The sequence below is a fragment of the Streptomyces sp. NPDC052107 genome (assembly GCF_040680215.1).
Classification (GTDB): domain Bacteria; phylum Actinomycetota; class Actinomycetes; order Streptomycetales; family Streptomycetaceae; genus Streptomyces.
Map to the genome: position 1 here is coordinate 161837 of NZ_JBFAWG010000001.1, position 25730 is coordinate 187566.

24 protein-coding genes and 1 riboswitch are annotated in these 25730 nt (G+C 69.8%); of the genes, 17 read left to right on the plus strand and 7 right to left on the minus strand.

All coding sequences use genetic code 11. From position 1 onward, the window contains the following. Positions 1-23 precede the first annotated feature (23 nt). Entirely contained in the window at positions 24-1208 is a 1185-nt protein-coding gene (nadA, locus tag AB0M27_RS00750; RefSeq protein WP_365716444.1) for a quinolinate synthase NadA, read from the minus strand. 263 nt (positions 1209-1471) lie between these two features. Between nadA and AB0M27_RS00755 the strand changes: the two genes are divergently transcribed. Continuing rightward, positions 1472-1828 carry an iron-sulfur cluster assembly accessory protein gene (locus tag AB0M27_RS00755; protein WP_023551351.1) on the plus strand — a complete coding sequence of 119 codons (357 nt, stop codon included), beginning with the start codon at positions 1472-1474 and terminating at the stop codon, positions 1826-1828. A 184-nt stretch (positions 1829-2012) separates the two neighbouring features. On the opposite strand, the gene AB0M27_RS00760 is transcribed toward AB0M27_RS00755, so the two are convergent. Continuing rightward, positions 2013-3602, minus strand: a complete 1590-nt coding sequence (locus AB0M27_RS00760; protein ID WP_365716446.1) for a hypothetical protein — start codon at positions 3600-3602, stop codon at positions 2013-2015. A gap of 102 nt (positions 3603-3704) precedes the next feature. Then, a complete protein-coding gene (locus tag AB0M27_RS00765) occupies positions 3705-3926 on the minus strand; it encodes a hypothetical protein (protein WP_365716448.1) in 222 nt (73 codons plus the stop codon). Between the two features lie 130 nt (positions 3927-4056). Between AB0M27_RS00765 and AB0M27_RS00770 the strand changes: the two genes are divergently transcribed. After that, complete coding sequence (locus AB0M27_RS00770; protein ID WP_365716450.1) at positions 4057-5031, plus strand: carbohydrate kinase family protein; 975 nt, start codon at positions 4057-4059, stop codon at positions 5029-5031. 122 nt (positions 5032-5153) lie between these two features. Here the strand turns inward: AB0M27_RS00770 and AB0M27_RS00775 are convergent, their stop codons facing one another. Further along, positions 5154-6533 (minus strand): aminotransferase class V-fold PLP-dependent enzyme, encoded by a 1380-nt coding sequence (locus AB0M27_RS00775; protein ID WP_365716452.1) that lies wholly within the window; start codon positions 6531-6533, stop codon positions 5154-5156. Between the two features lie 283 nt (positions 6534-6816). Here AB0M27_RS00775 and coxB point away from each other — a divergent pair, with 283 nt between their 5' ends. The 4 genes from coxB (at position 6817) to AB0M27_RS00795 (ending at position 11328) form a co-directional block, all read left to right on the plus strand. Further along, a complete protein-coding gene (gene coxB, locus AB0M27_RS00780; RefSeq protein WP_365716454.1) occupies positions 6817-7776 on the plus strand; it encodes a cytochrome c oxidase subunit II in 960 nt (319 codons plus the stop codon). Next, entirely contained in the window at positions 7773-9506 is a 1734-nt protein-coding gene (gene ctaD, locus AB0M27_RS00785) for a cytochrome c oxidase subunit I (protein ID WP_365716456.1), read from the plus strand. Before coxB ends, ctaD begins: the two co-directional genes overlap by 4 nt. Next, complete coding sequence (locus AB0M27_RS00790) at positions 9503-9901, plus strand: cytochrome c oxidase subunit 4 (RefSeq protein WP_365716458.1); 399 nt, start codon at positions 9503-9505, stop codon at positions 9899-9901. Before ctaD ends, AB0M27_RS00790 begins: the two co-directional genes overlap by 4 nt. A 164-nt stretch (positions 9902-10065) precedes the next feature. After that, positions 10066-11328: an Ig-like domain-containing protein gene (locus tag AB0M27_RS00795; RefSeq protein WP_365716460.1), complete on the plus strand. Its 1263-nt coding sequence runs from the start codon at positions 10066-10068 to the stop codon at positions 11326-11328. 108 nt (positions 11329-11436) lie between these two features. Here AB0M27_RS00795 and AB0M27_RS00800 read toward each other — a convergent pair whose 3' ends face one another. Continuing rightward, positions 11437-11838, minus strand: a complete 402-nt coding sequence (locus AB0M27_RS00800; RefSeq protein ID WP_365716462.1) for a hypothetical protein — start codon at positions 11836-11838, stop codon at positions 11437-11439. A gap of 166 nt (positions 11839-12004) precedes the next feature. Here AB0M27_RS00800 and AB0M27_RS00805 point away from each other — a divergent pair, with 166 nt between their 5' ends. The 6 genes from AB0M27_RS00805 (at position 12005) to AB0M27_RS00830 (ending at position 19089) form a co-directional block, all read left to right on the plus strand. After that, positions 12005-12625 carry a heme-copper oxidase subunit III gene (locus tag AB0M27_RS00805; protein ID WP_153534828.1) on the plus strand — a complete coding sequence of 207 codons (621 nt, stop codon included), beginning with the start codon at positions 12005-12007 and terminating at the stop codon, positions 12623-12625. A 63-nt stretch (positions 12626-12688) separates the two neighbouring features. Continuing rightward, the gene (locus AB0M27_RS00810; protein ID WP_365716464.1) at positions 12689-13501 is read left to right on the plus strand and encodes a c-type cytochrome; all 813 of its coding nucleotides are present in this window, start codon (positions 12689-12691) and stop codon (positions 13499-13501) included. Next, a complete protein-coding gene (locus tag AB0M27_RS00815) occupies positions 13498-14556 on the plus strand; it encodes a Rieske 2Fe-2S domain-containing protein (protein ID WP_365716466.1) in 1059 nt (352 codons plus the stop codon). The genes AB0M27_RS00810 and AB0M27_RS00815 overlap by 4 nt, the downstream gene beginning before the upstream one ends. Further along, positions 14553-16190 carry a cytochrome bc complex cytochrome b subunit gene (locus tag AB0M27_RS00820; RefSeq protein WP_365716468.1) on the plus strand — a complete coding sequence of 546 codons (1638 nt, stop codon included), beginning with the start codon at positions 14553-14555 and terminating at the stop codon, positions 16188-16190. The genes AB0M27_RS00815 and AB0M27_RS00820 overlap by 4 nt, the downstream gene beginning before the upstream one ends. A 118-nt stretch (positions 16191-16308) precedes the next feature. Beyond that, a complete protein-coding gene (gene trpD, locus AB0M27_RS00825; RefSeq protein ID WP_365716470.1) occupies positions 16309-17373 on the plus strand; it encodes an anthranilate phosphoribosyltransferase in 1065 nt (354 codons plus the stop codon). Between the two features lie 75 nt (positions 17374-17448). Further along, positions 17449-17565: riboswitch (SAM riboswitch) on the plus strand. 162 nt (positions 17566-17727) lie between these two features. Further along, positions 17728-19089, plus strand: a complete 1362-nt coding sequence (locus tag AB0M27_RS00830) for an aminotransferase class V-fold PLP-dependent enzyme (protein ID WP_365716472.1) — start codon at positions 17728-17730, stop codon at positions 19087-19089. Positions 19090-19139: 50 nt separating this feature from the next. On the opposite strand, the gene AB0M27_RS00835 is transcribed toward AB0M27_RS00830, so the two are convergent. Both AB0M27_RS00835 and AB0M27_RS00840 read right to left on the minus strand, forming a co-directional pair. Further along, positions 19140-19421: an Lrp/AsnC ligand binding domain-containing protein gene (locus AB0M27_RS00835; RefSeq protein ID WP_365716474.1), complete on the minus strand. Its 282-nt coding sequence runs from the start codon at positions 19419-19421 to the stop codon at positions 19140-19142. Next, entirely contained in the window at positions 19418-20161 is a 744-nt protein-coding gene (locus tag AB0M27_RS00840) for a rhomboid family intramembrane serine protease (RefSeq protein ID WP_365716476.1), read from the minus strand. Before AB0M27_RS00840 ends, AB0M27_RS00835 begins: the two co-directional genes overlap by 4 nt. Positions 20162-20316: 155 nt before the next feature. On the opposite strand from AB0M27_RS00840, the gene AB0M27_RS00845 reads away from it, so the two are divergent. The 5 genes from AB0M27_RS00845 (at position 20317) to AB0M27_RS00865 (ending at position 25725) form a co-directional block, all read left to right on the plus strand. Next, positions 20317-20556, plus strand: coding sequence for a hypothetical protein (locus tag AB0M27_RS00845; RefSeq protein ID WP_029382693.1), 240 nt, complete (start codon positions 20317-20319; stop codon positions 20554-20556). A 42-nt stretch (positions 20557-20598) separates the two neighbouring features. Then, on the plus strand, positions 20599-21942 hold the full coding sequence (locus AB0M27_RS00850; protein WP_365716478.1) for an NYN domain-containing protein: 1344 nt from the start codon (positions 20599-20601) through the stop codon (positions 21940-21942). 212 nt (positions 21943-22154) lie between these two features. Continuing rightward, on the plus strand, positions 22155-23189 hold the full coding sequence (locus AB0M27_RS00855; protein WP_365716480.1) for an NlpC/P60 family protein: 1035 nt from the start codon (positions 22155-22157) through the stop codon (positions 23187-23189). A 285-nt stretch (positions 23190-23474) separates the two neighbouring features. Continuing rightward, a complete protein-coding gene (locus AB0M27_RS00860) occupies positions 23475-24503 on the plus strand; it encodes an NlpC/P60 family protein (protein WP_365716482.1) in 1029 nt (342 codons plus the stop codon). Between the two features lie 28 nt (positions 24504-24531). Then, positions 24532-25725: a hypothetical protein gene (locus AB0M27_RS00865; RefSeq protein ID WP_365716484.1), complete on the plus strand. Its 1194-nt coding sequence runs from the start codon at positions 24532-24534 to the stop codon at positions 25723-25725. Positions 25726-25730: the final 5 nt, after the last annotated feature.

The following is a 25730-nucleotide window of genomic DNA, read 5'->3' on the forward strand; positions in this document are numbered from 1 at the left end:
AAGACCCGGCCCTTTCGTGCGCGCTAGGGGAGCGCCAGCATCCGCTCCAGCGCCAGCTTGGCGAACGCCTCGGTCTCCTTGTCGACCTCGATCCGGTTCACCAGGTTGCCCTCGGCCAGGGACTCCAGGGCCCAGACCAGGTGGGGCAGGTCGATGCGGTTCATGGTCGAGCAGAAGCAGACCGTCTTGTCGAGGAAGACGATCTCCTTGCCCTCGGGCGCGAAACGGTTCGCCAGGCGGCGGACCAGGTTCAGCTCGGTGCCGATGGCCCACTTGGAACCGGCCGGGGCCGCCTCCAGGGCCTTGATGATGTACTCGGTGGAGCCGACGTGGTCCGCCGCGGACACGACCTCGTGCTTGCACTCGGGGTGGACGAGGACGTTCACACCCGGGATGCGCTCGCGCACGTCGTTGACGGAGTCGAGGCTGAAGCGGCCGTGGACGGAGCAGTGGCCCCGCCACAGGATCATCTTCGCTGCTCGCAGCTCCTCCGCCGTCAGCCCGCCGTTCGGCTTGTGCGGGTTGTAGACCACGCAGTCGTCCAGGGACATGCCCATGTCCCGGACGGCGGTGTTGCGGCCGAGGTGCTGGTCGGGCAGGAAGAGCACCTTCTCGCCATGCTGGAAGGCCCACTCCAGCGCCCGCTTGGCGTTGGAGGACGTGCAGATCGTGCCGCCGTGCTTGCCGGTGAAGGCCTTGATGTCGGCGGAGGAGTTCATGTACGAGACCGGCACGACCTGCTCGGCGATGCCCGCCTCGGTCAGCACGTCCCAGCACTCGGCGACCTGCTCGGCCGTCGCCATGTCGGCCATCGAGCAGCCGGCGGCGAGGTCGGGCAGGACGACCTTCTGGTCGTCGGAGGTGAGGATGTCCGCCGACTCGGCCATGAAGTGCACACCGCAGAAGACGATGTACTCGGCCTCCGGGCGCGCGGCCGCGTCCCGGGCCAGCTTGAAGGAGTCGCCCGTGACGTCGGCGAACTGGATGACCTCGTCGCGCTGGTAGTGGTGGCCGAGCACGAAGACCTTGTCGCCGAGTTTCTCCTTGGCCGCGCGGGCGCGCGCGACCAGGTCCGGGTCGGACGGCGAGGGCAGGTCACCGGGGCACTCGACGCCCCGCTCGCTCTTCGGGTCGGCCTCACGGCCGAGCAGCAGCAGGGCGAGCGGAGTCGGCTGCACGTCGAGTTCCGGGGTCTGGGCGGTGGTCACGACACGCACCCTTTCTACTTTTCGTCTAACTGACGCTATCTATCATAACCGGTTCACGTCAGTTTGACGATGGTCATAGCGTCGATGTGACGTGAATCCCGCCAACTCCCTCTTCGGGCCGCTGTCTGCCTTCCCGCCCGTATGCGAGCATGAAGACGGAAGTAAAAACGCGACAACGTGACTGCCCGGCCCGGAATGAATCCGCGGAAGCGCCGGTTGCACACGTCGGCAAGCAGTCTCCGTACAACCCGGGAGAGATGTAGATGTCCGTATCGGACGAGACCACCACCGTCACCGACGGCATCATCCTGACCGACGCCGCCGCGGCCAAGGTCAAGGCCCTGCTCGACCAGGAAGGCCGCGACGACCTCGCGCTGCGTGTCGCCGTCCAGCCCGGCGGCTGCTCCGGCCTGCGCTACCAGCTCTTCTTCGACGAGCGCTCGCTCGACGGTGACGTGGAGAAGGACTTCGGCGGGGTCAAGGTCGTCACGGACCGCATGAGCGCTCCGTACCTGGGCGGCGCGACCGTCGACTTCGTGGACACGATCGAGAAGCAGGGGTTCACGATCGACAACCCGAACGCGACCGGCTCCTGCGCCTGCGGCGACTCCTTCAGCTGAGCCGAAGGACCCAGGTCTGACGGTTTGCCGACGGCGGCGCTCCCTGCCCGGGGTGCCGCCGTCGGCGTATGTCAGCGGGCTGAGCCGCAGCGCGCCCCGAAGGGACGCGGGGAACTGTGCGACCAGCCACAACGAACCCGCAGACGCCCGACGACCGCCACCGCCCTCCGCGCGGCGCGAACCGTCAGCGCCCTCCCCGCAACGCGCCCGGCTTGCCCTGCGGAATGCGGCTGCCGTCGTCACCGACCACCGCCCGCCCGTCCAGCGGCGCAGCCAACCGCACGGTCTTCACGTACTCCTTGGCGATCAGCACGCACACCTTGTCCGGCCAGCGGTGCTCGGCGACGCTCACGGTCACCCGCTCGCCGCTCTCCTTCGCCGCCACCGTGTAGTCGGCACACACCCCGCCGTAGAAGCTCACGGTCAGGTCCCGGTCCTCGGCCGTGTAGCCGGTGACCTTCACCGTCCGGGTCGTGGGCGTCCCGGAAGCCGGCGGAGCCGAGGGAGTGGCCGGCGACGCCACATACCGGGGATCGACCGCCGGGTACGCAACCGTCGACGCGCCCTGGCCGGCAGGCTCCCGCACCTCGAACAGCCAGGACGGCACCAGCGTCTGCCGCCCGGCGACGGAGTGCGCGGCCAGCCCGAACACCGCCTTCTCCAGGGTGATCGCGTCCCGTCCCGGGTCCGCCCCCTGCTTCGGCACCCCCGTGGACCCGCCGCAGGGCTGCTCCAGCCGGTTCTTCAGCGGCACCGGACTGGCACAGCCGCCGATCCCCATGCGGTGGTCGCTCCTCGGCGCCGCGTTCATCAGCTTCAGCGTCCTCGCGGCGCTCAGCACGGGATACGTGTCGCCCTTCACCGGTGCCCCGAGCAGCCCGTGCCCGCCGACCAGCTCGCCCTGCTGGTCCACGGTCAGGCCGGTCGTCCAGCCGTACGTCGGCAGCCCGCCGACCACCGGGTCGGCGTTCACGACCCGCCGGCTCCCCATGGCCTGGCTCGCGTCGATCTTCGCGTCGTCCAGCCCCGCCGCCTTCAGCACCGGCGCGGCCGCCTCGGTCGCCTTCCGCACGCTGACCGGGGCGCCGGTCGGGCCCATCGGGTCGTGCGTGCAAAGGACACCCTTCGCGCAGTCGTCGGTGCCCGGCGCGTACCGGCTGAACGTCCAGCTGCCCGGCGCGTCCCGGTTCACCGTCAGGCTCGGCCCGGAGCCGTCCTTGCCGCCGACCCGCCAGATCCGGCCCTCGGCCACCGGTGTGCCGTCGACGCCCAGCGCCTCGGCCAGCCGGGCCACCGCGTCCTCGCCGACCTCGCCCTTCGGCACGTACACCGCCGCGGAGCCGGGGCCGGCCGGCAGCTCGCCGTGGGCGACGTACGTGGCGCCGTACGGGTTCGGCTCGCCCGGGGCGATGCCTTCCGTGCCGGTCCAACCGTCCAGCGCGAGCGGCGGGGGAGTGGCGCCGGGGCCGGCCGCGCCCGGACCGCCCGTACGGCCGCCGGAGTCGCCGCTCGCCGCGAGGTATGCGCCGCCGCCGCCGACCAGCAGTACGGCGGCGGCGACGGAGACGACGACGAGCCGCGACCGCCGCCGGCCGGCCTGCCCGCCCTCATGGCCCTCGGGTGCGCCGGCGCCGTCCGCCGTAGCGGCCCCAGGCTCGGGCTTCCCGGAGCCCTCGACGCCCTCCGGGCTCCCCGCGCTCCCGGCGCTCTCCGCGTTCTCGGTGTGCTCGGAGCCCTCGGGGTGCTCGCGGTTCTCGGGTCGCTCGGTGTTCACCGCATCGCTCCTCGCTGGTCGTATCCCGCCTCCCCCGCCTGGGGGACGGCGATGGGACGCGCAAGGGGAGCGTGCGGTTCCCTGCGGAATGCGCCCCGCGTGTCAGTCGCCGTAGTCGGACATCGCGTCCAGCAGCCGCGCGGACCGCGCCGGCACGGTCACGCCGTGGATCAGGGACGGCGGCACCGGCCGGGGCTCGGCGTGCTCGGGGACCGCCCAGTGCGGAGCCATCCGGGCGCAGTCGCCGCGCAGTGACGCGAGGTCGCCCTCCGGGTCGCTCCCGAGGCCGGCGGGGGCGGTGTGGCGGAACTTGAGGTTCGTCATGACCGCACCGTAGGCCTGCTCCTGGTCGTGAAGAAAGATCTACTATCGGGTAGTTTCGACAGCTGCAGAGTGAGCGGCCGACCCGGTAGCGTGAACTGTCAACCCAGCCTCCCGCAGGAGATTCCCCGTCGTGCGCATCGCAGTCACCGGCTCCATCGCCACTGACCACCTCATGACCTTCCCCGGTCGTTTCGCCGACCAGTTCGTCGCGGACCAACTGCACACGGTTTCGCTCTCCTTCCTCGTCGACAACCTGGACGTGCGCCGGGGCGGCGTCGGCGCGAACATCGCCTTCGGCATGGGCCAGCTCGGCACCAAGCCGATCCTGGTCGGTGCCGCCGGCTTCGACTTCGACGAATACCGGGCCTGGCTCGACCGCCACGGCGTGGACACCGACTCGGTCCGGATCTCCGAGACCCTGCACACCGCGCGCTTCGTGTGCACCACCGACGCCGACCACAACCAGATCGGCTCGTTCTACACCGGCGCGATGAGCGAGGCCCGCCTCATCGAGCTGAAGACCGTCGCCGACCGCGTGGGCGGCCTGGACCTGGTCCTCATCGGCGCCGACGACCCGGAGGGGATGCTCCGCCACACGGAGGAGTGCCGCTCCCGCGCGATCCCCTTCGCCGCCGACTTCTCCCAGCAGATCGCCCGGATGGACGGCGACGAGATCCGGGTGCTGCTGGACGGGGCGACGTACCTGTTCTCCAACGAGTACGAGAAGGGCCTCATCGAGTCCAAGACCGGCTGGAGCGACGCCGAGATCCTGGCCAAGGTCGGCCACCGCGTCACCACGCTCGGCTCGCGCGGCGTGCGCATCGAGCGGGTCGGTGAGGACCCCATCGAGGTCGGCTGCCCCGAGGAGGAGCGCAAGGCCGACCCCACGGGTGTCGGCGACGCCTTCCGTGCCGGGTTCCTGTCGGGACTGGCCTGGGGTGTCCCGCTGGAGCGCGCCGCTCAGGTGGGCTGCATGCTGGCGACGCTCGTCATCGAGACGGTGGGCACGCAGGAGTACCGGCTGCAGCGGGGCCACTTCATGGAGCGGTTCGTGAAGGCGTACGGGGACGAGGCCGGGGAGGAAGTGCGGGCTCACCTCCGGTGAGGCCGGCGTCCGACCACGCGTCGGCCCAGGCCGCGCCGATGTCGGGTGCGGGTGCGTGGGGGCTGGTCGCGCACACGCGGCGGTAGCCGCATGTCGACACAGCCCCCCGCCCCTTCGGGCGCTCAGCTGACCCGGCGTACCAGATACGCCGTACCCCTCTCCGCCGGCTCCTCCCCGACGTACTCCTGCCCCCGCATCTCGCACCACGCCGGGATGTCCAGGCGGGCGGCCTCGTCGTCGGACAGCACCCGCACCGTCCCACCCACCGGCACGTCACCGAACACCTTCGCCAGCTCGATGACCGGGATCGGGCACCGCTTGCCCAGGGAGTCGACGAGCACTTCCCCGGGACCCTGCCGGGCGGCCGGTGCCGCCGGTGCGCCCAGCTTCTCCCGGACCCCCGCCACCGCCCCCGGCAGCACCGCCAGGAACCGCTCCACGTCCTCCTCGGCCGTCCCCGTCGGCAGGGACACCCGTACGTTGCCCTCGGTCAGCACGCCCATCGCCTTCAGGACATGGCTCGGCGTCAGCGTGCTGCTCGTGCAGGAGGAACCGGAGGAGACGGAGAAGCCCTCCCGGTCCAGCTCGTGCAGCAGCGCCTCGCCGTCGACGTAGAGGCAGGAGAAGGTGACGATCCCGGGCAGCCGGCGCTCGGGGTCGCCGACGACCTCCACGTCCGGCACCAGCTGCGGCACCCGCGTCCGGATCCGCTCCGTCAGCGCCCGCAGCCGTACCGCCTCCTGGGCCGCCTCGGCCCGCACCGCCCGCAGGGAGGCCACGGCCGCCACGATCGCCGGGAGGTTCTCGAACCCGGGCGCCCGCCCCGACTCCCGTTCGTCGACGGGCCCTTGGGCGGCGAACCGCACCCCCTTGCGTACGACGAGCAGCCCGACCCCCGAGGGCCCGCCCCACTTGTGCGCGCTGGCCGCGAGCAGCGACCAGGCACCCTCGACCGGCCCCCACCCCAGCGACTGCGCCGCGTCCACCAGCAGCGGCACCCCGGCGGCCCGGCACACCTCGGCCACCTCGGCGACCGGCTGCACGGTCCCCACCTCGTGGTTGGCCGACTGGAGCACCGCCAGCGCCGTGTCCGGGCGGAGCGCGGCCGCGTAGGCGGTGGGTTCGACGGTTCCGGCCCGGTTGACCGCCACTTGGGTGACCGTCCCACCGTCCGACTCGAACACCTCCGCCGCATGGAGGACGGAGGAGTGTTCGACGGCTGACACGATCAGGTGGGATCCGATCCGGCGCCGACCGGCCAACGCCCCCGTGACACCCGTGTGTACGGCCCGCGTACCGGACGATGTGAACACCACCTCGTCCGCCCGGCACCCGAGCGCCTCGGCGGTCGCCTCGCGGGCAGCGTCCAGCAGCATGCGAGCCTTACGGCCCTCCCGATACAGCCGCGCGGGATCCGCCCATCCCTCATCCAGAGAGGCCAACAGCGCCTGACGGGCAACGGGATGGAGAGGAACGGCGGAGGCAGCGTCAAAGTAGGCCATACGGCAACGTTAAGACCCCCGCGGAGGGAGCCGGCCCAGGGGCGCGGGGCTGTGTCAATTACGGCTCCGCCTTGGGGCGCGACCAGCCGCGACGGGCCCGCGGCCGCCAATTCAGCGAACCACCCACTCCAGTAGGCACCCCTCCCCGCGAACCCTCGGAGAGGGTGGGCTAGGGTTTGGTCCGCATAAACATCCAAACCCCTGCCCGACGCAGGGCGGCGACCGACCAGCGAGAAGAAGGCCGCAGCCGACCGCGCGGGCGAGACTCTCGGGAAGGCGCTACGTGAGTCCCAACGGCTCCGACCGCTCGCCGCGGCGCCCGATGCGGCGGAAGCTGCTGCAGGCAATGACCGCGGGCCTGGTCCTGGCGACCGCAACCGGTTGCACATACAAGGACTTCCCCCGCCTTGGCATGCCCACCCCCACCACGGAAGAGGCTCCGCGGATCCTCTCCCTGTGGCAGGGCTCCTGGGCTGCCGCGCTCGCCGTCGGCGTGCTGGTGTGGGGCCTGATCCTGTGGAGCGCCATGTTCCACCGGCGCAGCCGCACCAAGGTCGAGGTACCTCCGCAGACCCGGTACAACATGCCGATCGAGGCCCTGTACACGGTGGTCCCGATCATCATCATCTCGGTGCTCTTCTACTTCACGGCCCGGGACGAGACGAAGCTCCTCAGCCTCGACAAGAAGCCCGACGTCACGGTCAACGTGGTCGGCTTCCAGTGGAGCTGGGGCTTCAACTACGTCGCGAACGTCCCCGGTGTCTCCGGCGACGCCAAGACCGACAAGAACCTGGACGCCATTCCGGACCGGTTCAAGAACCAGTTCCCGGCGAACGCCGGTGGTGTCTACGACGTCGGTACGCCGGCCACGCGGAACCCGCAGACCGGCAACCCCGGTCCGACGCTCTGGCTGCCCAAGGGCCAGACCGTCCGCTTCATCCTCACCTCGCGTGACGTCATCCACTCCTTCTGGGTGGTGCCGTTCCTGATGAAGCAGGACGTCATCCCGGGCCACACCAACGCCTTCCAGGTGACCCCGAACCATGAGGGCACCTTCCTCGGCAAGTGCGCCGAGCTCTGCGGCGTCGACCACTCCCGGATGCTGTTCAACGTGAAGGTCGTCTCCCCGGCGGCGTACCAGAAGCACCTCCAGGACCTCGCCAAGAAGGGGCAGACCGGTTACGTTCCCGCCGGCATCGCGCAGACGAGCCACGAGAAGAACCGGGAGACGAACAACCTGTGAGCATCCTCAACGAACCCCAGGGTGCCGCGGCAGCTGAAGGCGCGTTCGCGGACGAGCTGCCGGTCAGGCGCAAGCAGCCCGGCAATGTCGTGGTGAAGTGGCTGACGACCACCGACCACAAGACGATCGGGACGATGTACCTTGCGACGTCGTTCGCGTTCTTCCTGATCGGTGGCGTGATGGCGCTGCTCATGCGCGCCGAGCTGGCCCGGCCGGGCCTGCAGATCATGTCGAACGAGCAGTTCAACCAGGCGTTCACGATGCACGGCACGATCATGCTGCTGATGTTCGCGACGCCGCTGTTCGCCGGCTTCACCAACTGGATCATGCCGCTCCAGATCGGTGCCCCGGACGTCGCCTTCCCCCGCCTGAACATGTTCGCCTACTGGCTGTACCTGTTCGGCTCGACGATCGCGGTCGGCGGCTTCCTCACCCCGGACGGCGCCGCCGACTTCGGCTGGTTCGCCTACTCCCCGCTGTCGGACGCGGTCCGCTCGCCGGGCATCGGCGCCGACATGTGGATCATGGGTCTGGCCTTCTCCGGATTCGGCACCATCCTCGGCGCGGTCAACTTCATCACCACGATCATCTGCATGCGCGCCCCGGGCATGACCATGTTCCGCATGCCGATCTTCGTGTGGAACGTGCTGCTGACCGCCGTCCTGGTCCTGCTGGCCTTCCCGGTCCTCGCGGCCGCGCTGTTCGCCCTGGAGGCGGACCGCAAGTTCGGCGCCCACGTCTTCGACGCCACCAACGGCGGAGCCCTGCTGTGGCAACACCTCTTCTGGTTCTTCGGACACCCCGAGGTGTACATCATCGCCCTGCCGTTCTTCGGCATCATCAGCGAAGTCATCCCGGTGTTCTCCCGTAAGCCGATGTTCGGCTACATGGGCCTGATCGCCGCGACCATCGCGATCGCCGGTCTGTCCGTGACCGTGTGGGCCCACCACATGTACGTCACCGGTGGTGTGCTGCTGCCGTTCTTCTCCTTCATGACGTTCCTGATCGCCGTGCCGACCGGTGTGAAGTTCTTCAACTGGATCGGCACGATGTGGAAGGGCTCGCTGTCCTTCGAGACGCCGATGCTCTGGGCGACCGGCTTCCTGATCACCTTCACGTTCGGTGGTCTGACCGGTGTCATCCTGGCCTCGCCGCCGATGGACTTCCACGTCTCGGACTCGTACTTCGTGGTGGCCCACTTCCACTACGTGGTCTTCGGTACGGTCGTCTTCGCGATGTTCTCCGGCTTCCACTTCTGGTGGCCGAAGTTCACCGGCAAGATGCTGGACGAGCGCCTCGGCAAGATCACGTTCTGGACGCTGTTCGTCGGCTTCCACGGCACCTTCCTGGTCCAGCACTGGCTGGGTGCCGAGGGCATGCCGCGTCGTTACGCCGACTACCTGGCGGCCGACGGCTTCACCGCCCTGAACACGGTCTCCACCATCTGCTCCTTCCTGCTCGGCCTGTCGATCCTGCCGTTCCTCTACAACGTCTGGAAGACGGCCAAGTACGGCAAGCCGGTCGGCGTGGACGACCCGTGGGGCTACGGCCGTTCGCTGGAGTGGGCCACGTCCTGCCCGCCGCCGCGGCACAACTTCCTCACCCTGCCGCGGATCCGCAGCGAATCCCCGGCGTTCGACCTGCACCACCCTGAGATCGCCGCGCTCGAGCAGCTCGCGCACAGCGGTCACGGCACCGCCATCGCGGGCAGCAAGGAGGCCGGCAAGTGAAGATCCAGGGCCGGATGTTCATCTGGCTGAGCTTCTTCCTCCTGATCATGGCCATCGTGTATGGCGTGTGGTCGAAGGAGCCGGCCGGTACCACCGCACTGTTCCTGGCCTTCGGCCTGAGCGTCATGATCGGCTTCTACCTGGGCTTCACCGCCCGGCGGGTCGACGCGGGCGCCCAGGACGACAAGGAGGCCGACGTCGCGGACGACGCGGGCGAGCTGGGTTTCTACAGCCCGCACAGCTGGCAGCCGCTCATGCTGGGCTTCGGCGGTGCGATCGCCTTCCTCAGCATCGCGGTCGGCTGGTGGCTGATCTACTTCTCCGCCCCGTTCATCGTGGTCGGTCTGTTCGGCTGGGTGTTCGAGTACTACCACGGTGAGAACCGCACCCAGTAGCACTCGCGTGCACGCACCGGAAGCCCGGACCCTCTCTCAGGAGGGTCCGGGCTTCCGGCTTTTCCGCAGGTCGTACGGGCGCTTTCGTGCGTTTGCCACAGTATTGGTCGCCCGGACGGGTTACTCACCGCGCCAATAGGGTCAGCGCCTCATAGCGTGATGGTATGAACCACACTCCGCGGACCCGCACCGTCGTCAGCTGCGCCCTGCTGGTGACCGCGCTCGGCGCGTGCGTCACCGCCTGCGGTTCGGACGACAGCAACCCACTGTCGGCCAAGCCGTACGACGCGGCGGACATAGTCTCCTTCAACGGCCCCACCGAAGCGGGGAAGCGGGCCGATCCGGACAAGCCCCTGGAGATCACCGCCGAGGGTGACGACCGCATCACCGACGTCACCGTCCAGGACTCCGCAGGGCGCTATGTGGCGGGCGAACTCGCCGCCGACGGCAGCAGATGGCACAGCACCGCCCCGCTGGCCGCCAACACCCACTACACGGTCGCGGTGAGCACCGAGGACGACGACGGCGCGCCCGGCCGCAAGGTCTTCGCGTTCGACACCAGCCGGCCCAGCAGCAGGAAGCGCCTGACCGTCACCTTCGGGCCGAAGGCGGGCCAGTACGGCGTCGGCCAGCCCATCACCGCCCAACTCGACCAGGAGGTCAAGGACAAGGCGCAGCGCGCCATCGTGGAGCGCGCCCTCCGCGTGGACTCCACGCCGGCCGTGCAGGGAGCCTGGTACTGGGTGAGCGACAAGGAACTCCACTACCGGCCCCAGGAGTACTGGCCCACCCACGCCACCATCACGGTGCACAGCAACCTGGACGGCATCAAGATCAGCGACCGGCTGTGGGGCGGCCCGTCCAAGCCGCTGAAGCTCACCATCGGTGACCGGATCGAGGCCGTCACCGACGCCGCGGCGCACCAGCTGACGTTCTACAAGAACGGCCAGGACGTCAAGCGGATCCCCGTCACCACCGGCAAACCCGGCTACGACACCCGCAACGGCGTCAAGGTCGTCCTGGAGAAGGCGTACGTCGTCCGCATGCGCGGCACCACGATCGGCATCGCCGCGGGCAGCTCAGACTCCTACGACCTGTCGGTCTACTACGCCACCCGGGTGACCTGGTCCGGCGAATATGTGCACGCCGCGCCCTGGTCCGTGGGCTCACAGGGCTATGCGAACGTCAGCCACGGCTGCACGGGCATGAGCACCGGCAACGCCGAGTGGTTCTTCAACAACATTCACACGGGCGACATCGTCAAGGTCGTCAACTCCAACGGCCGCGAGATGGAGGACTTCGGCAACGGCTTCGGTGACTGGAACGTCGACTGGACGAAGTGGCGCAAGGGCAGCGCGCTGACCAACGGCAAGTCGGACGGCCCGTCCGAGGTGGACACGGTGCGCCTCCAGCCGGCGGCGCTGTGAGCGTGTCCGGAAGGGGCGCGGGGCTGTGTTGATGTGCGGCTACCGCCGCGTGGGCGCGACGAGGACCCACCGTCCCGCACCCGCGCACGCCCCAGGCGCCCCTCCCCGCTAGGCGCTCAGCAACCGCTTCTGACGGAGCAGAGAAGCAAGGGCCGAGGCGAACTCCACAGGATCCACCGGAAGGGTCACAGCGGCATCCGCCCGGCTCCACGTCGCCAGCCACGCATCCTGCGGCCGCCCCATGAGCAGCAGCACCGGCGGGCAGTTGAACACCTCGTCCTTGATCTGCCGGCACACCCCCATGCCGCCCATCGGCACGGCCTCACCGTCCAGCACGCACACGTCGATACCACCCTGGCCCAGCTCACGCAGCACCGCGTCGGGCGTCGCGCACTCCACGAACTCGACCAGGGGGGCGTCGGGAGCGGGCCTGCGGCCGGTGGCCAGCCGTACTTGCTCGCGGGTGTTGGAGTCGTCGCTGTAGACCAGCACCGTGGCGGTCGGCTGCATTGTTCCTCCGGGACGTCAGCGTCGTACGGACGGGACGGACAAGGCCGTTCGGGCGGAGCTTACTCCCGTGGAAGTCCCCATGAACACCACGTCAACACCGGTTCGGCGGGCAGCAACACTCCGAACGGCACCCCCCGGAGTGAGGGCGGGATAAGCGACCGACATAATGTCGGTCGTGGCGACAGCAACGACAGTAGAAACCGGGCACGCGCACCCGTCGGTCAACCGGCCGAACCTCACCAGCGTCGGAACCATCATCTGGCTGAGTTCCGAGCTGATGTTCTTCGCGGCCCTCTTCGCGATGTACTTCACCCTGCGATCGGTGACGGGTCCGGCGCACTGGAAGCACATGGCCGACGCGCTCAATGTGCCCTTCTCCGCGACGAACACCACGATCCTGGTGCTCTCCTCGCTCACCTGCCAGCTCGGCGTGTTCGCGGCCGAGCGCGGTGACGTGAAGAAGCTCAGAGGGTGGTTCATCGTCACCTTCATCATGGGTGCGATCTTCATCGGCGGTCAGATCTACGAGTACACGAGCCTGGTGAGGGACGAGGGCATCTCGCTCTCCTCCGACCCGTACGGCTCGGTGTTCTACCTGACCACCGGCTTCCACGGCCTGCACGTGACGGGCGGTCTCATCGCCTTCCTGCTGGTCCTCGGCCGCACCTACATGGCCAAGAGGTTCACCCACGAGCAGGCGACCGCCGCCATCGTCGTGTCCTACTACTGGCACTTCGTCGATGTGGTCTGGATCGGCCTTTTCGCCACGATCTACCTGATCAAGTAGCCGGGACCGGCTCCCGCACATCCAGAAGCACCGACGCAGAAGATCCTGACACCGGGGTAATCCGTGAAAAAGCTCTCCGCACGACGACGCCATCCGCTGGCGGCGGTCGTCGTCCTACTCCTCGCGCTGGCGGCCACTGGGGGGCTGTACGCCGCGTTCGCACCCGCGGGCAAGGCGCAGGCCGATGATTCCGCCCAGTCTCTGACCATCCAGGAGGGCAAGAAGCTCTACGAGGTCGGCTGCGCCAGCTGCCACGGCACCGGTGGCCAGGGCTCCTCCGACGGGCCGAGCCTGGTCGGCGTGGGTGCCGCGGCCGTCGACTTCCAGGTCGGCACCGGCCGTATGCCCGCCGCCACCTCGCAGGGCGCCCAGGTCCCGCGCAAGAAGGTCGTCTACAACCAGACGCAGATCGACCAGCTCGCCACGTACGTCGCCTCGCTGGGCGCCGGCCCGAACGTGCCGACCAAGGACCAGTACGGCCCCGACGGCGCGGACATCGCCAAGGGTGGCGAGCTGTTCCGCACCAACTGCGCCCAGTGCCACAACTTCACCGGCAAGGGCGGTGCCCTGACCAAGGGCAAGTTCGCGCCCACGCTGGAGGGTGTCGACCCGAAGCACATCTACGAGGCCATGCAGACCGGCCCGCAGAACATGCCGTCGTTCCCCGACACCACGTTGTCCTCGAAGAACAAGAAGGACATCATCGCGTACCTGCACGCGGTCGACAGCAGTGACACGACGAACCCCGGCGGTCTGGAGCTGGGCGGCCTCGGGCCGGTCACTGAGGGTCTGTTCGCCTGGATCTTCGGTCTCGGCGCGCTGATCGCCGTCGCCGTCTGGGTCGCCGCTCGGACCGCAAAGGCCAAGAAGTCATGAGTAGCCAAGACATTCCAGAAGAGAACCTGCCCGCTGAGCAGGACCACGCCCACGGCGCGGTGACGGTCGCGGACGAGGAGAACCCGTTCGCCGACCCGGGGCTGCCGCCCCACGAGCATCGCATCCAGGACATCGACGAGCGGGCCGCCAGGCGGTCCGAGCGCACGGTCGCCCTGCTGTTCACGCTGTCGATGCTGGCCACCGTCGGCTTCATCGTCTCGTACGTGACGATCCCGCACGACAAGAGCATCTTCGTCTTCCCGATCGGTCACCTCAGCGCGATGAACTTCGCGCTGGGCCTGACCCTCGGTGCGGCGCTGTTCTGCATCGGTGCGGGCGCGGTCCACTGGGCCCGCACCCTGATGTCCGACGTGGAGGTCGCCGACGACCGGCACGCCATCGAGGCGCCGGCGGACGTCCGGGCGAAGGTCCACGCGGACTTCCGCCAGGGCGCCAAGGAGTCGGCGCTCGGCCGTCGCAAGCTGCTCCGCAACACCATGTTCGGCGCGCTGGCGCTGTTCCCGCTCTCCGGCGTCATGCTGCTGCGCGACCTGGGTCCGCTGCCCGGTACCTCGCTGCGCCACACGCTGTGGGCCAAGGGCAAGCGCCTGGTCAACATGAACACCAACCAGCCGCTGCGCCCCGAGGACGTCGCCGTCGGCTCCCTCACCTTCGCCAAGCCCGACGGGCTGGAGGAGACGGACGAGGACTTCCAGACGGAGATCGCCAAGGCCGCGCTGATGATCGTCCGGCTGCAGCCCGGCAACATCAAGGACAAGCGCGAGCTCGACTGGTCGCACGAGGGCATCGTCGCCTATTCGAAGATCTGCACCCACGTCGGCTGCCCGATCTCGCTGTACGAGCAGCAGACGCACCACGTGCTGTGCCCGTGCCACCAGTCCACCTTCGACCTCTCCGACGGTGCCCGAGTGATCTTCGGCCCCGCCGGCCACGCCCTGCCGCAGCTGCGCATCGGTGTGGACAGCGAGGGTTACCTCCAGGCGCTCGGCGACTTCGAGGAGCCCGTCGGTCCTGCATTCTGGGAGCGCGGATGAGTACTGCAGCGAACGAGACGCCCCGCTCTCGCGGGAAGGCACCGGCCGGCGAGCGCGTCGCCGACTGGGCCGACGGCCGGCTCGGGATCTACGCCCTGGCCAAGTCCAACATGCGCAAGATCTTCCCCGACCACTGGTCGTTCATGTTGGGCGAAGTGTGCATGTACAGCTTCATCATCATCATCCTCACGGGTGTGTATCTGACGCTGTTCTTCCACCCGTCGATGAACGAGGTGGAGTACCACGGCAGCTACGTCCCGCTGCAGGGCCAGCTGATGTCCGAGGCGTTCAGCTCGACCCTGCACATCTCCTTCGACGTGCGCGGTGGTCTGCTAATCCGGCAGATCCACCACTGGGCCGCGCTGATCTTCCTCGCCGGCATGTTCGTGCACATGATGCGCGTGTTCTTCACCGGCGCGTTCCGCAAGCCGCGTGAGATCAACTGGCTGTTCGGCTTCCTGCTGTTCGTCCTCGGCATGTTCACCGGCTTCACCGGTTACTCGCTCCCGGACGACCTGCTCTCCGGCACCGGTGTCCGCTTCATGGAGGGCGCGATCCTGTCCGTGCCGATCGTCGGCACGTACCTGTCGTTCTTCCTCTTCGGCGGTCAGTTCCCCGGTCACGACTTCGTCGCCCGGTTCTACTCGATCCACATCCTGCTGCTGCCGGGCATCATGCTCGGCCTGATGGTGGGCCACCTGATCCTGGTCTTCTACCACAAGCACACGCAGTTCGCGGGTCCCGGAAAGACCGAGAAGAACGTCGTCGGCATGCCGCTGCTGCCGGTCTACATGGCCAAGGCCGGAGGCTTCTTCTTCCTGGTCTTCGGTGTCATCGCGGCCATCTCGGCGATCGCCCAGATCAACCCGATCTGGGCCATGGGCCCCTACCGTCCGGACCAGGTGTCCACCGGCGCCCAGCCCGACTGGTACATGGGCTTCTCCGAGGGTCTGATCCGCTTCATGCCGGGCTGGGAGATCAACCTCTGGGGTCACACGCTCGTCCTGGGCGTGTTCATCCCGCTGGTGATCTTCCCGTTGGTCCTCGTGGCGATCGCGGTCTACCCGTTCATCGAGTCCTGGGTCACCGGCGACAAGCGCGAGCACCACATCCTGGACCGCCCGCGCAACGCTCCGACCCGTACAGGTCTCGGTGTCGCCTGGATGACGGTGTACCTGACGCTGCTGGTCGGCGGTGGCAACGACCTGTGGGCCACCCACTTCCACCTGTCGATCAACGCCGTGACCTGGTTCGTCCGGATCTTCTTCTTCGTCGGCCCGGTCATCGCGTTCCTCGTCACCAAGCGGATCTGCCTGGGTCTGCAGCGCCGCGACCGCGAGAAGGTGCTGCACGGTCGCGAGACCGGCATCATCAAGCGCCTGCCGCACGGTGAGTTCATCGAGGTGCACGAGCCGCTCAGCCAGGAGCAGCTGCACACCCTCACGGCCCACCACCAGTACGAGCCGGCCGAGATCGGCCCGACGGTCGACGAGAACGGTGTCGAGCGCAAGGTGCCGGCCTCGGAGAAGCTCCGGGTGAAGCTGTCCAGCGCCTACTACGGGGAGGACAACCAGATCCCGAAGCCGACCGTCGACGAGTACAAGGAGATCACGAGCGGCCACGGCCACCACTGATCCCCGCGTCGCCACGCCACGCTGAAGGGCCCCGTCCGGCTTACGGACGGGGCCCTTCGCCGTGTCCGCGGGTGGATAGGCTGGGATCACACTGTTCTTACGACACCAGGAGCGGCTGATGAGCGCTGTGACCCCCGCTGGAGGCGACACCGCGGCGGGCCGTTCCTGGCCCGAGGTACTGAACGCCCTGCTGGAGGGCCGGGACCAGAGCGCGGACGCCACGGCATGGGCGATGGACCGGATCATGCGCGGGGAGGCGACGGACGCGCAGATCGCGGGGTTCGCCGTGGCCCTGCGCGCCAAGGGCGAGACGGTGGAGGAGATCACCGGGCTCGTCCGCGCGATGTACGCCCACGCCAACGTCATCGAGGTGCCGGGGGAGACCGTCGACATCGTCGGCACCGGTGGTGACGGTGCCAAGACGGTGAACATCTCCACGATGTCCTCGATCGTCGTCGCCGGCACCGGCGCGAAGGTCGTCAAGCACGGCAACCGGGCCGCGTCCTCGGCGTCGGGCGCGTCGGACGTGCTGGAGAAGCTGGGCGTCAATCTGAACCTCCCGCTGGAGCGGGTCCCGCAGGTCGCCGAGGAGGCCGGGATCACCTTCTGCTTCGCGGTGAAGTTCCACCCGGCGCTGCGCCATGTGGCCGCCGCCCGTGGCCAGTTGGGCATCCGTACGACCTTCAACGTCCTCGGTCCGCTGACCAATCCGGCGAAGGTCCGCGCCCAGGCCGTCGGCGTGGCGGATCTGCGGATGGCCCCGATCGTGGCCGGCGTCCTCGCCGAGCGCGGCAACTCCTCCCTGGTCTTCCGCGGCGACGACGGCCTGGACGAGCTGACCACGACCGCCACCTCGCGGGTCTGGGTCGTCCGGGACGGCAAGGTCACCGAGCAGACCTTCGACCCGAGGGACGTCGGCATCGCCCTCGTCCCCGTGGAGGCCCTGCGCGGCGCGGACGCGTCGTACAACGCGGAGGTCGCCCGCCGCCTGCTCGACGGTGAGACAGGCGCCGTACGGGACGCGGTGCTGCTGAACTCGGCGGCGGCGCTCGTCGCGCTGCGGCCCACGGACGCGTCGCTGACCGAGCAGCTGCGGGCCGGGATGGCGACGGCGGCGGAGTCGATCGACTCCGGTGCGGCGAAGCGGACGCTGGAGCGGTGGGTGGCGGCGAGCAACGCCTAGTGCTCACCGGGGATCGTCCCGCAATCCGGACTCGGGTTGCGGGACGACGATCATTTCCCGTACGTTCCTGTACCAGGTCATGAGTGACAGCCATTCGGCCCCGGCCGGCTGTCCGGCAACCCTCCGTCCGTGGCGGGGTGCCCCGGGTGAGGACCAGGCCGTAGGCAGCGAGGTCTACGGCAAGCGCGGACCCCTCGCGCGCTGCTGAGAGCGCGGGACCAGGGGTCCTGGTCATCGAGGGAGCCTTCCGTGAGCAAGCGAATGCGATAGGGCCGCCGAGCCCCGCCTCCGCACACCCTTTTTTTCGCTTCTCCACGTACGCCTTTTCTCGTACGTCCTCACGGGAGTCCACCCATGTCTGTCTTCACCGCTGCCTCCGACCAGTCCGTTTGCTCCCCTCTGCCCGTTCTGGGCCGGGATGTCACCGTGCCGCTCGTCACCGGCGGCGAGGTCACCTACGCGGCCCTCGACTACGCGGCCAGCGCCCCCGCCCTGCAGCGCGTCTGGGACGACGTAGCCGCCTACGCGCCGTACTACGGCAGCGTCCACCGTGGCGCCGGCTACCTCTCCCAGCTCTCCACCGACCTGTTCGAGAACACCCGTAAGACGGTCGCCGAGTTCCTGGACTGCCGCCCCGACGACCAGGTGATCTTCACCCGGTCCACCACGGACTCCCTGAACCTCCTGGCCCGGGCTCTCCCCGCCGACTGCCAGGTCTTCGTCTTCGAGACCGAGCACCACGCCTCGCTGCTGCCCTGGCAGGACGCCCAGGTCACCTACCTCAACGCCCCGCGCACCCCGCAGCAGGCCGTCACGACCCTGGAGCGGGCCCTCGCCGATCGCGACCCCCACGGCCCGGCCCTGGTCTGCGTCACCGGCGCCTCGAACGTCACCGGCGAGCTGTGGCCCGTACGGGAGCTGGCGGCGGCCGCCCACGCGCACGGGGCCCGCATCGTCCTGGACGCCGCCCAGCTGGCCCCCCACCACCCCGTGTCCGTCCGTGACCTGGACCTCGACTGGGTCGCCTTCTCGGGCCACAAGCTGTACGCGCCCTTCGGCTCCGGGGTCCTGGCCGGCCGCACCGACTGGCTGCGCGCGGCCGAGCCGTACCTGGCGGGCGGCGGGGCCAGCCGCACGGTCTCCCGGCGGCAGGACGGCGGCGTGGACGTGGAGTGGCACGAGAGCGCCGCGCGGCACGAGGCGGGATCGCCCAATGTGATCGGCGCCTACTCCATCGCGTCGGCCTGCAAGGCGCTCACCGAGGCCGGCTGGGACGCCCTGGTGTCCCGCGAGCGGCACCTGATCGCCGGGGTCCGCGCGGGCCTGGCCGAGGTTCCCCAGGTGAAGGTGCTGTCCCTCTTCGGGGACGACGCCCCGCGCGTCGGCGTGATCTCCTTCGTCGTCGAGGGCTGGAACAGCTCCCACTTCGCCGCGGCCCTGTCCGCCGAGTACGGCATCGGCGTCCGCGACGGCCTCTTCTGCGCCCACCCCCTGGTCCGCACCCTCCTCGGCACCGACCCCCAGACCCAGGGCGAGTGCGGCGCCCCCGAGGCCGCGCCGGGCGAGAAGTCCCTCAACGCCATCCGCGTGAGCTTCGGCGCGGGCACCCCCGACGAGCATGTCGACCGCTTCGTCACCGCGGTCCGGGAACTCGTGACCGAGGGTGCGAAGTGGACGTACAGGACGGAGGACGGCCGCTGCGTACCGGCGGTGTGATCAGCACCCGGACGGTGCGGGGGGACGGCGCGGGCAACCAGGGACGAACCCTAGTTGTCCAGGCCGATCGAGAACGCGGCCTCCAGGTCGTGCTGCGAGTACGTCCGGAACGCCACATGCGTATCCGTGCCCTCCACACCGGGGATCTTGCTGATCCGGCCGGGGATGACATCGGCGAGATCATCGTGCCGCCGCACCCGGACCATCGCGATCAAGTCATACGTGCCGGTGACGGAGAAAACCTCGCTCACCGACTCCAGCGAAGCGATCTGCTCCGCGATCTCGGGGATCCGGTCCACGCTGGTCTTGATCAGGACGATCGCGGTGATCACGGCTGGTTCTCTCCCTCGGGTGCCGGAGCTGGGGCGCACTTCACTCTAGTCGTACGGCCGTATCGGACCCACGCGTAGCCGAAGCCCAGACCGAAGCCGACGAGGTGCGCCAGATACGCCACCCCGGGGCCGTCGGAGCTCTGCTCCGCCGCCGCCCACTGCAGCGCCGCCCAGAACGGCAGCACGACCCACGCGGGGAACCGCAGTGGCAGGAAGAACAGGAATGGCAGAAGACTGGTCACACGGGCGCGCGGGAACAGGTAGAGGAACGCTCCGAGAACCGCCGAGATCGCCCCGGACGCGCCCACCAGCGACTGCTCGGAGGCGGCGTTGGCGGCCGCGTAGCCGAGCAGGGCGAGATAGCCGCAGCCGACGAAGAAGAAGGTGAACTCGACCCGGCCCATCCGTTCCTCGGTCATCGCGCCGAAGACGAAGAGGAAGAGCATGTTGCCGAGCAGATGCACCCAGCTGCCGTGCACGAACAGGGCCGTGGCGGGGGTCAGGGCGTCCCGCACCGGCTTGGCGAACAGCTCGGCCGGCACCACGCCCCAGCGCCGGAAGTACGCCTGCTGTGCGGCCGGCAGGCCGTCCCGGGAGCCGTATCCCGGTGTCAGCCCCGAGGCCGGGCCCAGGACGAAGAGCAGGCAGCACAGGGCGATGAGGCCGTACGTCATGGGTGCCGAGCTGCTCCGGACCGCTCTGAAGGCCCTGCCGGCCGCCGTGCTCCACTGGCTGATCATGAATACAGAGCATGGCGTAACGGGACGCAAGCGGACAGACCGCCTCGCCGCCGGGGACGGACCAGCGGCGAGTTGCCGCCAGGCCGTAGGGTTACGGCCACACGCGTCGGCCGGCGGCGCGGCGAGCGACTACGACAAGGAAGCGGACAGCCACGATGACGGTTCCCCTGCCGACCGCCACCACCCGATGGCGCTGCGCCCTGTGCGGCAACCTCACCCGGTTCGACGTGACGCGTTCCTCGAAGGTCGTCGAGTACGTCCACCTCGATCTGGCCGGTGAGCCGACCGTGGAGGAGCGCGAGGTGGTCAGTGAGACCATCGAGTCGGTGCGGTGCCGCTGGTGCAACGCGGTGGACCAGGTGGAACTCGTGGACAGGCCGGGCGCCGGCTCCTGAGCGGAGCGGCCCCGAAGAAGTTGACATAGTGGGGTGTGACGGATGGTGGAGACCACAGGCGGGGGGCCGGGCGACGGCACCGCTGAGGTGCTTGACCGTCCGCTGCCCGACGGGGTGCGCCGCAGAGTCGTCCAGATCATCTCGGACGGCTTCGGTCGGCTGACCGTCTCGGAACTGCCCGCCCAGCTGAGGCAGTACGCCCGGTTCACCCCCAGTCGCCGGGCGAAGTTCGCCGGGAACGCCATGGCGGCGGCGCTGGAGACCGATGCGCTGTTCCGGCAGCGGATCGGGGAGAAGTTCAGAGAGGCGCAGCCGGAACTCGCCGGCGCACTCGACTCCGGCTCGCCGCTCCCGGCCGCGGATCCGCTCGACGTGGCGGCCGCGGCCTATGTACTGCGCCCGACGGGCTGGGTGAAGCTGGTCACGGCGGTCGGCGAGGAGGTCCAGCGCGCGGACGCCGAGCGCGCCGACGAGGAGAGCCGGGCCGAGCTGGAGCGGCTGCGCGCCGAGCTGGCCCGGGCCCGCGAGCACACCCGCGCCGAGACCGAACGGCTGCGTACGGAGCTGGAGTCGGCGAAGAAGGAAGCGGAGTCGCTGCACCGTAAGCTCCGGGCCGCCCTCAGTGACGTCAAGCGGGGCGAGGCCGCCCTGCGCAAGGCCCAGGGCGAGATGGCCGCCGTGCGCGCCGAGGCGCACCTGCAGGTGTCGGCCGCCGAGAGCGAGTCCCGCCGGCTCAGGGCACGCCTCGGCGAGGCCGAGGCCGCGCTGGAGGCCACCCGCCGTGCCGCCCGCGAGGGCCGCAGCGTGGAGGACATGCGGGTACGGCTGCTGCTCGACACCCTGCTGGACGCGACCCAGGGGCTGCGGCGCGAACTCGCCCTGCCGCCCGTGTTCGTACGGCCCGCCGAGACCGTGGATGCGGTCGAACCGGGACGAATGACACCGAAGGACATCGCGGCGCGCGCCCTGTCGGAGAACGATCCGGGCATCCTCGACCAGTTGCTGGCGCTGCCGCAGGCGCATCTGGTGGTCGACGGCTACAACGTCACCAAGACCGGCTATCCGCAGATGCCGCTGGAGAAGCAGCGGCTCCGGCTCCTCGGCCAGCTCTCCGCACTGGCCGCGCAGACGGGCGCCGAGGTGACCTGTGTCTTCGACGGCGCCGAACTGGCCGCCCCGGTGCTGCTGGCGCCGCCGCGCGGCGTCCGGGTGCTGTTCTCGAAGCCGGGCGTCACGGCCGACGAGCTGATCCGGCAGCTCGTGCGCGCGGAGCCGCCGGGCCGTCCGGTCATCGTCGTCTCCACCGACCGGGAGGTGGCCGACGGAGTCGCCAGAGCGGGTGCCCGTCCGGTCGCCTCTGCGGTGCTTCTGAAGCGACTGTCCTGAAGGTCCAACGGGCGCATGCAATGCCCGAATTGGGTTGATCATCACGCAACGTAGTGTCAACCACGCCTCACCGCATGTGACTTGTGTGCAAAGAATGCATTGTGTGACGAGGTTTTTTGGTGTGAGGATTTGATCTGATCACAAGTGGGTCACTAGGGTCATGGCTCGAACCTCCGAACGGGTGATCACTCACAAGAAGGAGTTCGTCCTCCGTGGCGTCCCACCGTCGACCCAAGCAGCAGAGTCGCGCTCGCGTGACCGTGCTGACCACCGCAGCCGCGGCTGCCGTCGTCCTGAGCGCGAACGCCGCCAACGCCGCGCCGAGCCAGAAGCTCACCAAGGACCAGGTCAAGGCCAAGGTCGACAAGCTCTACCAGGAGGCCGAGCAGGCCACCGAGAAGTTCAACGGGGCGAAGGACAAGCAGCAGAAGCTGCAGAAGGAAATATCCACGATCCAGGACAACGTCGCCCGCGGTCAGCAGGACCTGAACAAGCTGCGCGACGGCCTCGGCTCGCTGGCCACCTCGCAGTACCGCTCGGGCGGCATCGACCCCTCGGTCCAGCTCTTCCTGTCCTCCAACCCGGACGACTTCCTCGACAAGGCCTCCACGCTCGACCAGTTGAGCGCCCAGCAGGTCGACGCGCTGAAGAAGATTCAGGACAAACAGCGCGAACTCGCCCAGGAGCGCGCCGAGGCCGCCGACAAGCTCAAGGACCTCTCCTCCACGCGCACCCAGCTGGAGGAGAAGAAGAAGGAAGTCCAGGGCAAGCTCGCCGCGGCGCAGAAGCTCCTCAACACCCTGACGGCCAAGGAGAAGCAGGAGCTGGCCGCCCAGCAGGCGCGCGCCGACCGCTCCTCCAGCCAGCGGGTGAACCTCGGCGACGCCCCGCCCGCCTCGGGCCGCGCCTCGGCGGCCTTCTCCGCCGCCCAGAGCAGGATCGGCTCGCCGTACGTCTACGGCGCCTCCGGCCCCTCCTCCTTCGACTGCTCGGGCCTGACCTCCTGGGCCTACGCCCAGGCCGGCGTCTCCATACCGCGCACCTCCGAGGCGCAGGCCAACATCGGCAGCCGGATCTACGACCAGAGCCAGCTCAAGGTCGGCGACCTGGTCTTCTTCTACGGCGACCTGCACCACGTGGGTCTGTACGCCGGCAACGGCCAGGTGCTGCACGCCCCGCACACCGGTGCCGTGGTCCGCTACGAGGCGATGTCCGACATGCCCTTCCAGTTCGGCGTCCGGGTCTGACGCCCCTGGCACAACACCCCCGCGAAACCGGGTCTGATACCCCCGCGATCCCGCGGGAAACGCTCGCGCGGGGGCGCCCGAACGGGCGAATCCCCTGGACCGGAACTGACGCCCCGCCCCGCCACTGACCTGGGCCAGCGGCGGGGCGTCACCGTATGTCGCCGCCACGGCCGTTGGTCGGGCCCCTCGCGCACGGCTACTGTCTGCCGCGTTTCCCCGGCGCCGGGGCCTCCCCGTCCCCAGGCGCCGGGGAAGCGGTCTTCGTCCGCCAGCAGAAGGACTGCCGTGGGGTCTCATCGCCGTTTTGCCTCCTCCGGATTCGACCGGGGCGCCGCCGCCCTGTGTGTCCTGTCGGCCGCGGCCGCCGCGCTCGGCGCCGTACCGGCGCACGCGGCTCCGCACACCGACACGAGTGCCGAGGTGGACCGGCTCTACCAGGAGGCCGAGCAGGCGACCCAGGCCTTCGACAAGGCCCGGGAGCGCGCCGGCACGCTGCGCCGCGAGGTACGCGACGCCCAGGACCACATCGCCCGGCAGCAGCAGCGCATCAACACCCTGCGCGAGCAGCTCGGTTCGCTGGCCGGAGCCCAGTACCGCGCGGGCGGCATCGACCCGGCCGTGGCCCTGCTCTTCTCCGGCGACCCCGACGACTATCTCGACAAGGCGTCCACCCTCGACCGCATCACCAGCCAACAGGCCGGGCAGCTCCGGGAGTTGCAGTCGGCACTGCGGGAGCTCGCCCAGGAGCGCACGGAGACGGCCGGGAAGCTCGCCGAGCTGGACAGCAGCCGCAAGGCCGTGGCCGCGCACAAGCGGACCGTGGAGAAGAAGCTCGCCAAGGCCCAGAAGCTGCTCAACCTGCTCCCGGCCGCCGAGCGCGCCGCGTTCGGCCGTGCCTCGCGTTCCGACGACTCCGGCCGCATGGACCTGTCCTACCTGTCCGACCTGACCGGCGCCGGCGCCCCCGACGCCCGCGCCGCCGCCGCGGTGGCCGCCGCCCGCTCCGCCCTCGGCCGGCCGTATGTGTGGGGCGCGAGCGGCCCCTCCGGCTTCGACTGCTCGGGCCTGATGCAGTGGTCGTACGCGCACGCCGGGATCCAGCTGCCGCGCACCTCGCAGGAGCAGCGCTTCGCCGGCCGGCACATCCCGCTCTCCCAGGCCCGCCCCGGCGACCTGGTGATCTACCGCTCGGACGCCGGCCACGTGGGGATGTACGCGGGCAACGGCCAGGTCATCCACGCCCCCTATCCGGGCGCCGCGGTGCGCTACGACCCGGTCGGGATGATGCCGATCTCCTCGGTCACCAGGCCCTGAACGCGCCGCGCGCCGTTACGATCGGGAAGTGGCTGGTCGCAGGCGGGCGTGGAGCATCGGGGCCGTGGGGCTCGGGCTGCTGCTGCCCCTGGCCGGCTGCGGCGGCACCCCCGCCGACTCCGCCCGCACCGAGGTGCAGCAGCTGCTCGACCGGCGCTCGGCCGCGCTCCTCGGGCACGACGAGACGGCGTACGGGGCGACGGGCACCCGCACGGAGTACACCCGGCTGCGCGCCCTCCCGCTGGCCTCCTGGACCTACCGGGTCACCGCCGTGCACCAGACCACCGCCGGCGCCACCGCCGACGCCGACCTGAGCTACCGCGTCGCCGGGTACGACAAGGCCCCCGTCGACGTCCGCCGCACCCTCACCCTGGGCCGCACCGCCGACGGCAAGTGGTACGTCACCGCCGACAGGCCCGCCAAGAACGGCGGGCAGCAGCTGTGGGACCAGGGCCCGGTGACCGCCGTCAAGGGTGCGCACAGTCTGGTACTGGGCACCGGCCGGACGGCCGCCCGGCTACGCGGATACGCCACGCTGGCCGACCGCGCCGTACCGGCCGTCTCCCGGGTCTGGGGCACCGACTGGACCCGCCATGTCGTCGTCCTGGTCCCGCGGTCCCTGCAGGGCATGGCGGAGCTGCTCGGCTCGCCCGCCGCCGACTACCGGGGGATCGCCGCCGTCACCACCGGCGAGGCGGGCGGCTCGGGCAAGGCGCCTGCGGACCGGGTGGTGGTCAACCCGGAGGCGTACGCCATCCTCGGCGACCTCGGCAAGCAGGTCGTGCTCACCCACGAGACCACCCATGTGGCCACCCGCGCGCACACCACCGCCGCGACCCCGCTGTGGCTCTCCGAGGGCTACGCGGACTGGATCGGCTACCTCGGCACCGGCCGCACCCCCACCGAGGCCGCGCCGGAACTCACCCGCGCCGTCCAGGACGGCCACCCGCCCACCGAGCTCCCCACCGACAAGGACTTCGGCTTCACCAGCGACCCGGCCGAGCTCGCCCGGGCCTACGAGGGCGGCTGGCTGGCCTGCCGGATGATCGCCGACCACTGGGGCCAGGCCCGGCTCGACGCCTTCTACCGTGCCGTCGGCACCCGTCAACAGCGGGCGGGCGCGGTCGAGGACGCGCTGAGGAAGGTGCTGGGGACCACACCGGCAGCGTTCACCGAGCAGTGGCGGGAGTACGTGCGGGCGCAGCTGACCCGGACCGGGTGACGCCC

Excerpts from the sequence above, each read along its gene's own strand:
- AB0M27_RS00755 (WP_023551351.1), top strand. The coding sequence starts at position 1,472 with ATGTCCGTATCGGACGAGACCACCACCGTCACCGACGGCATCATCCTG.
- AB0M27_RS00765 (WP_365716448.1), bottom strand. The coding sequence starts at position 3,926 with ATGACGAACCTCAAGTTCCGCCACACCGCCCCCGCCGGCCTCGGGAGC.
- AB0M27_RS00775 (WP_365716452.1), bottom strand. The coding sequence starts at position 6,533 with ATGGCCTACTTTGACGCTGCCTCCGCCGTTCCTCTCCATCCCGTTGCC.
- AB0M27_RS00795 (WP_365716460.1), top strand. The coding sequence starts at position 10,066 with ATGAACCACACTCCGCGGACCCGCACCGTCGTCAGCTGCGCCCTGCTG.
- AB0M27_RS00800 (WP_365716462.1), bottom strand. The coding sequence starts at position 11,838 with ATGCAGCCGACCGCCACGGTGCTGGTCTACAGCGACGACTCCAACACC.
- AB0M27_RS00805 (WP_153534828.1), top strand. The coding sequence starts at position 12,005 with ATGTCGGTCGTGGCGACAGCAACGACAGTAGAAACCGGGCACGCGCAC.
- AB0M27_RS00815 (WP_365716466.1), top strand. The coding sequence starts at position 13,498 with ATGAGTAGCCAAGACATTCCAGAAGAGAACCTGCCCGCTGAGCAGGAC.
- AB0M27_RS00820 (WP_365716468.1), top strand. The coding sequence starts at position 14,553 with ATGAGTACTGCAGCGAACGAGACGCCCCGCTCTCGCGGGAAGGCACCG.
- trpD (WP_365716470.1), top strand. The coding sequence starts at position 16,309 with ATGAGCGCTGTGACCCCCGCTGGAGGCGACACCGCGGCGGGCCGTTCC.
- AB0M27_RS00830 (WP_365716472.1), top strand. The coding sequence starts at position 17,728 with ATGTCTGTCTTCACCGCTGCCTCCGACCAGTCCGTTTGCTCCCCTCTG.
- AB0M27_RS00840 (WP_365716476.1), bottom strand. The coding sequence starts at position 20,161 with ATGATCAGCCAGTGGAGCACGGCGGCCGGCAGGGCCTTCAGAGCGGTC.
- AB0M27_RS00845 (WP_029382693.1), top strand. The coding sequence starts at position 20,317 with ATGACGGTTCCCCTGCCGACCGCCACCACCCGATGGCGCTGCGCCCTG.
- AB0M27_RS00850 (WP_365716478.1), top strand. The coding sequence starts at position 20,599 with ATGGTGGAGACCACAGGCGGGGGGCCGGGCGACGGCACCGCTGAGGTG.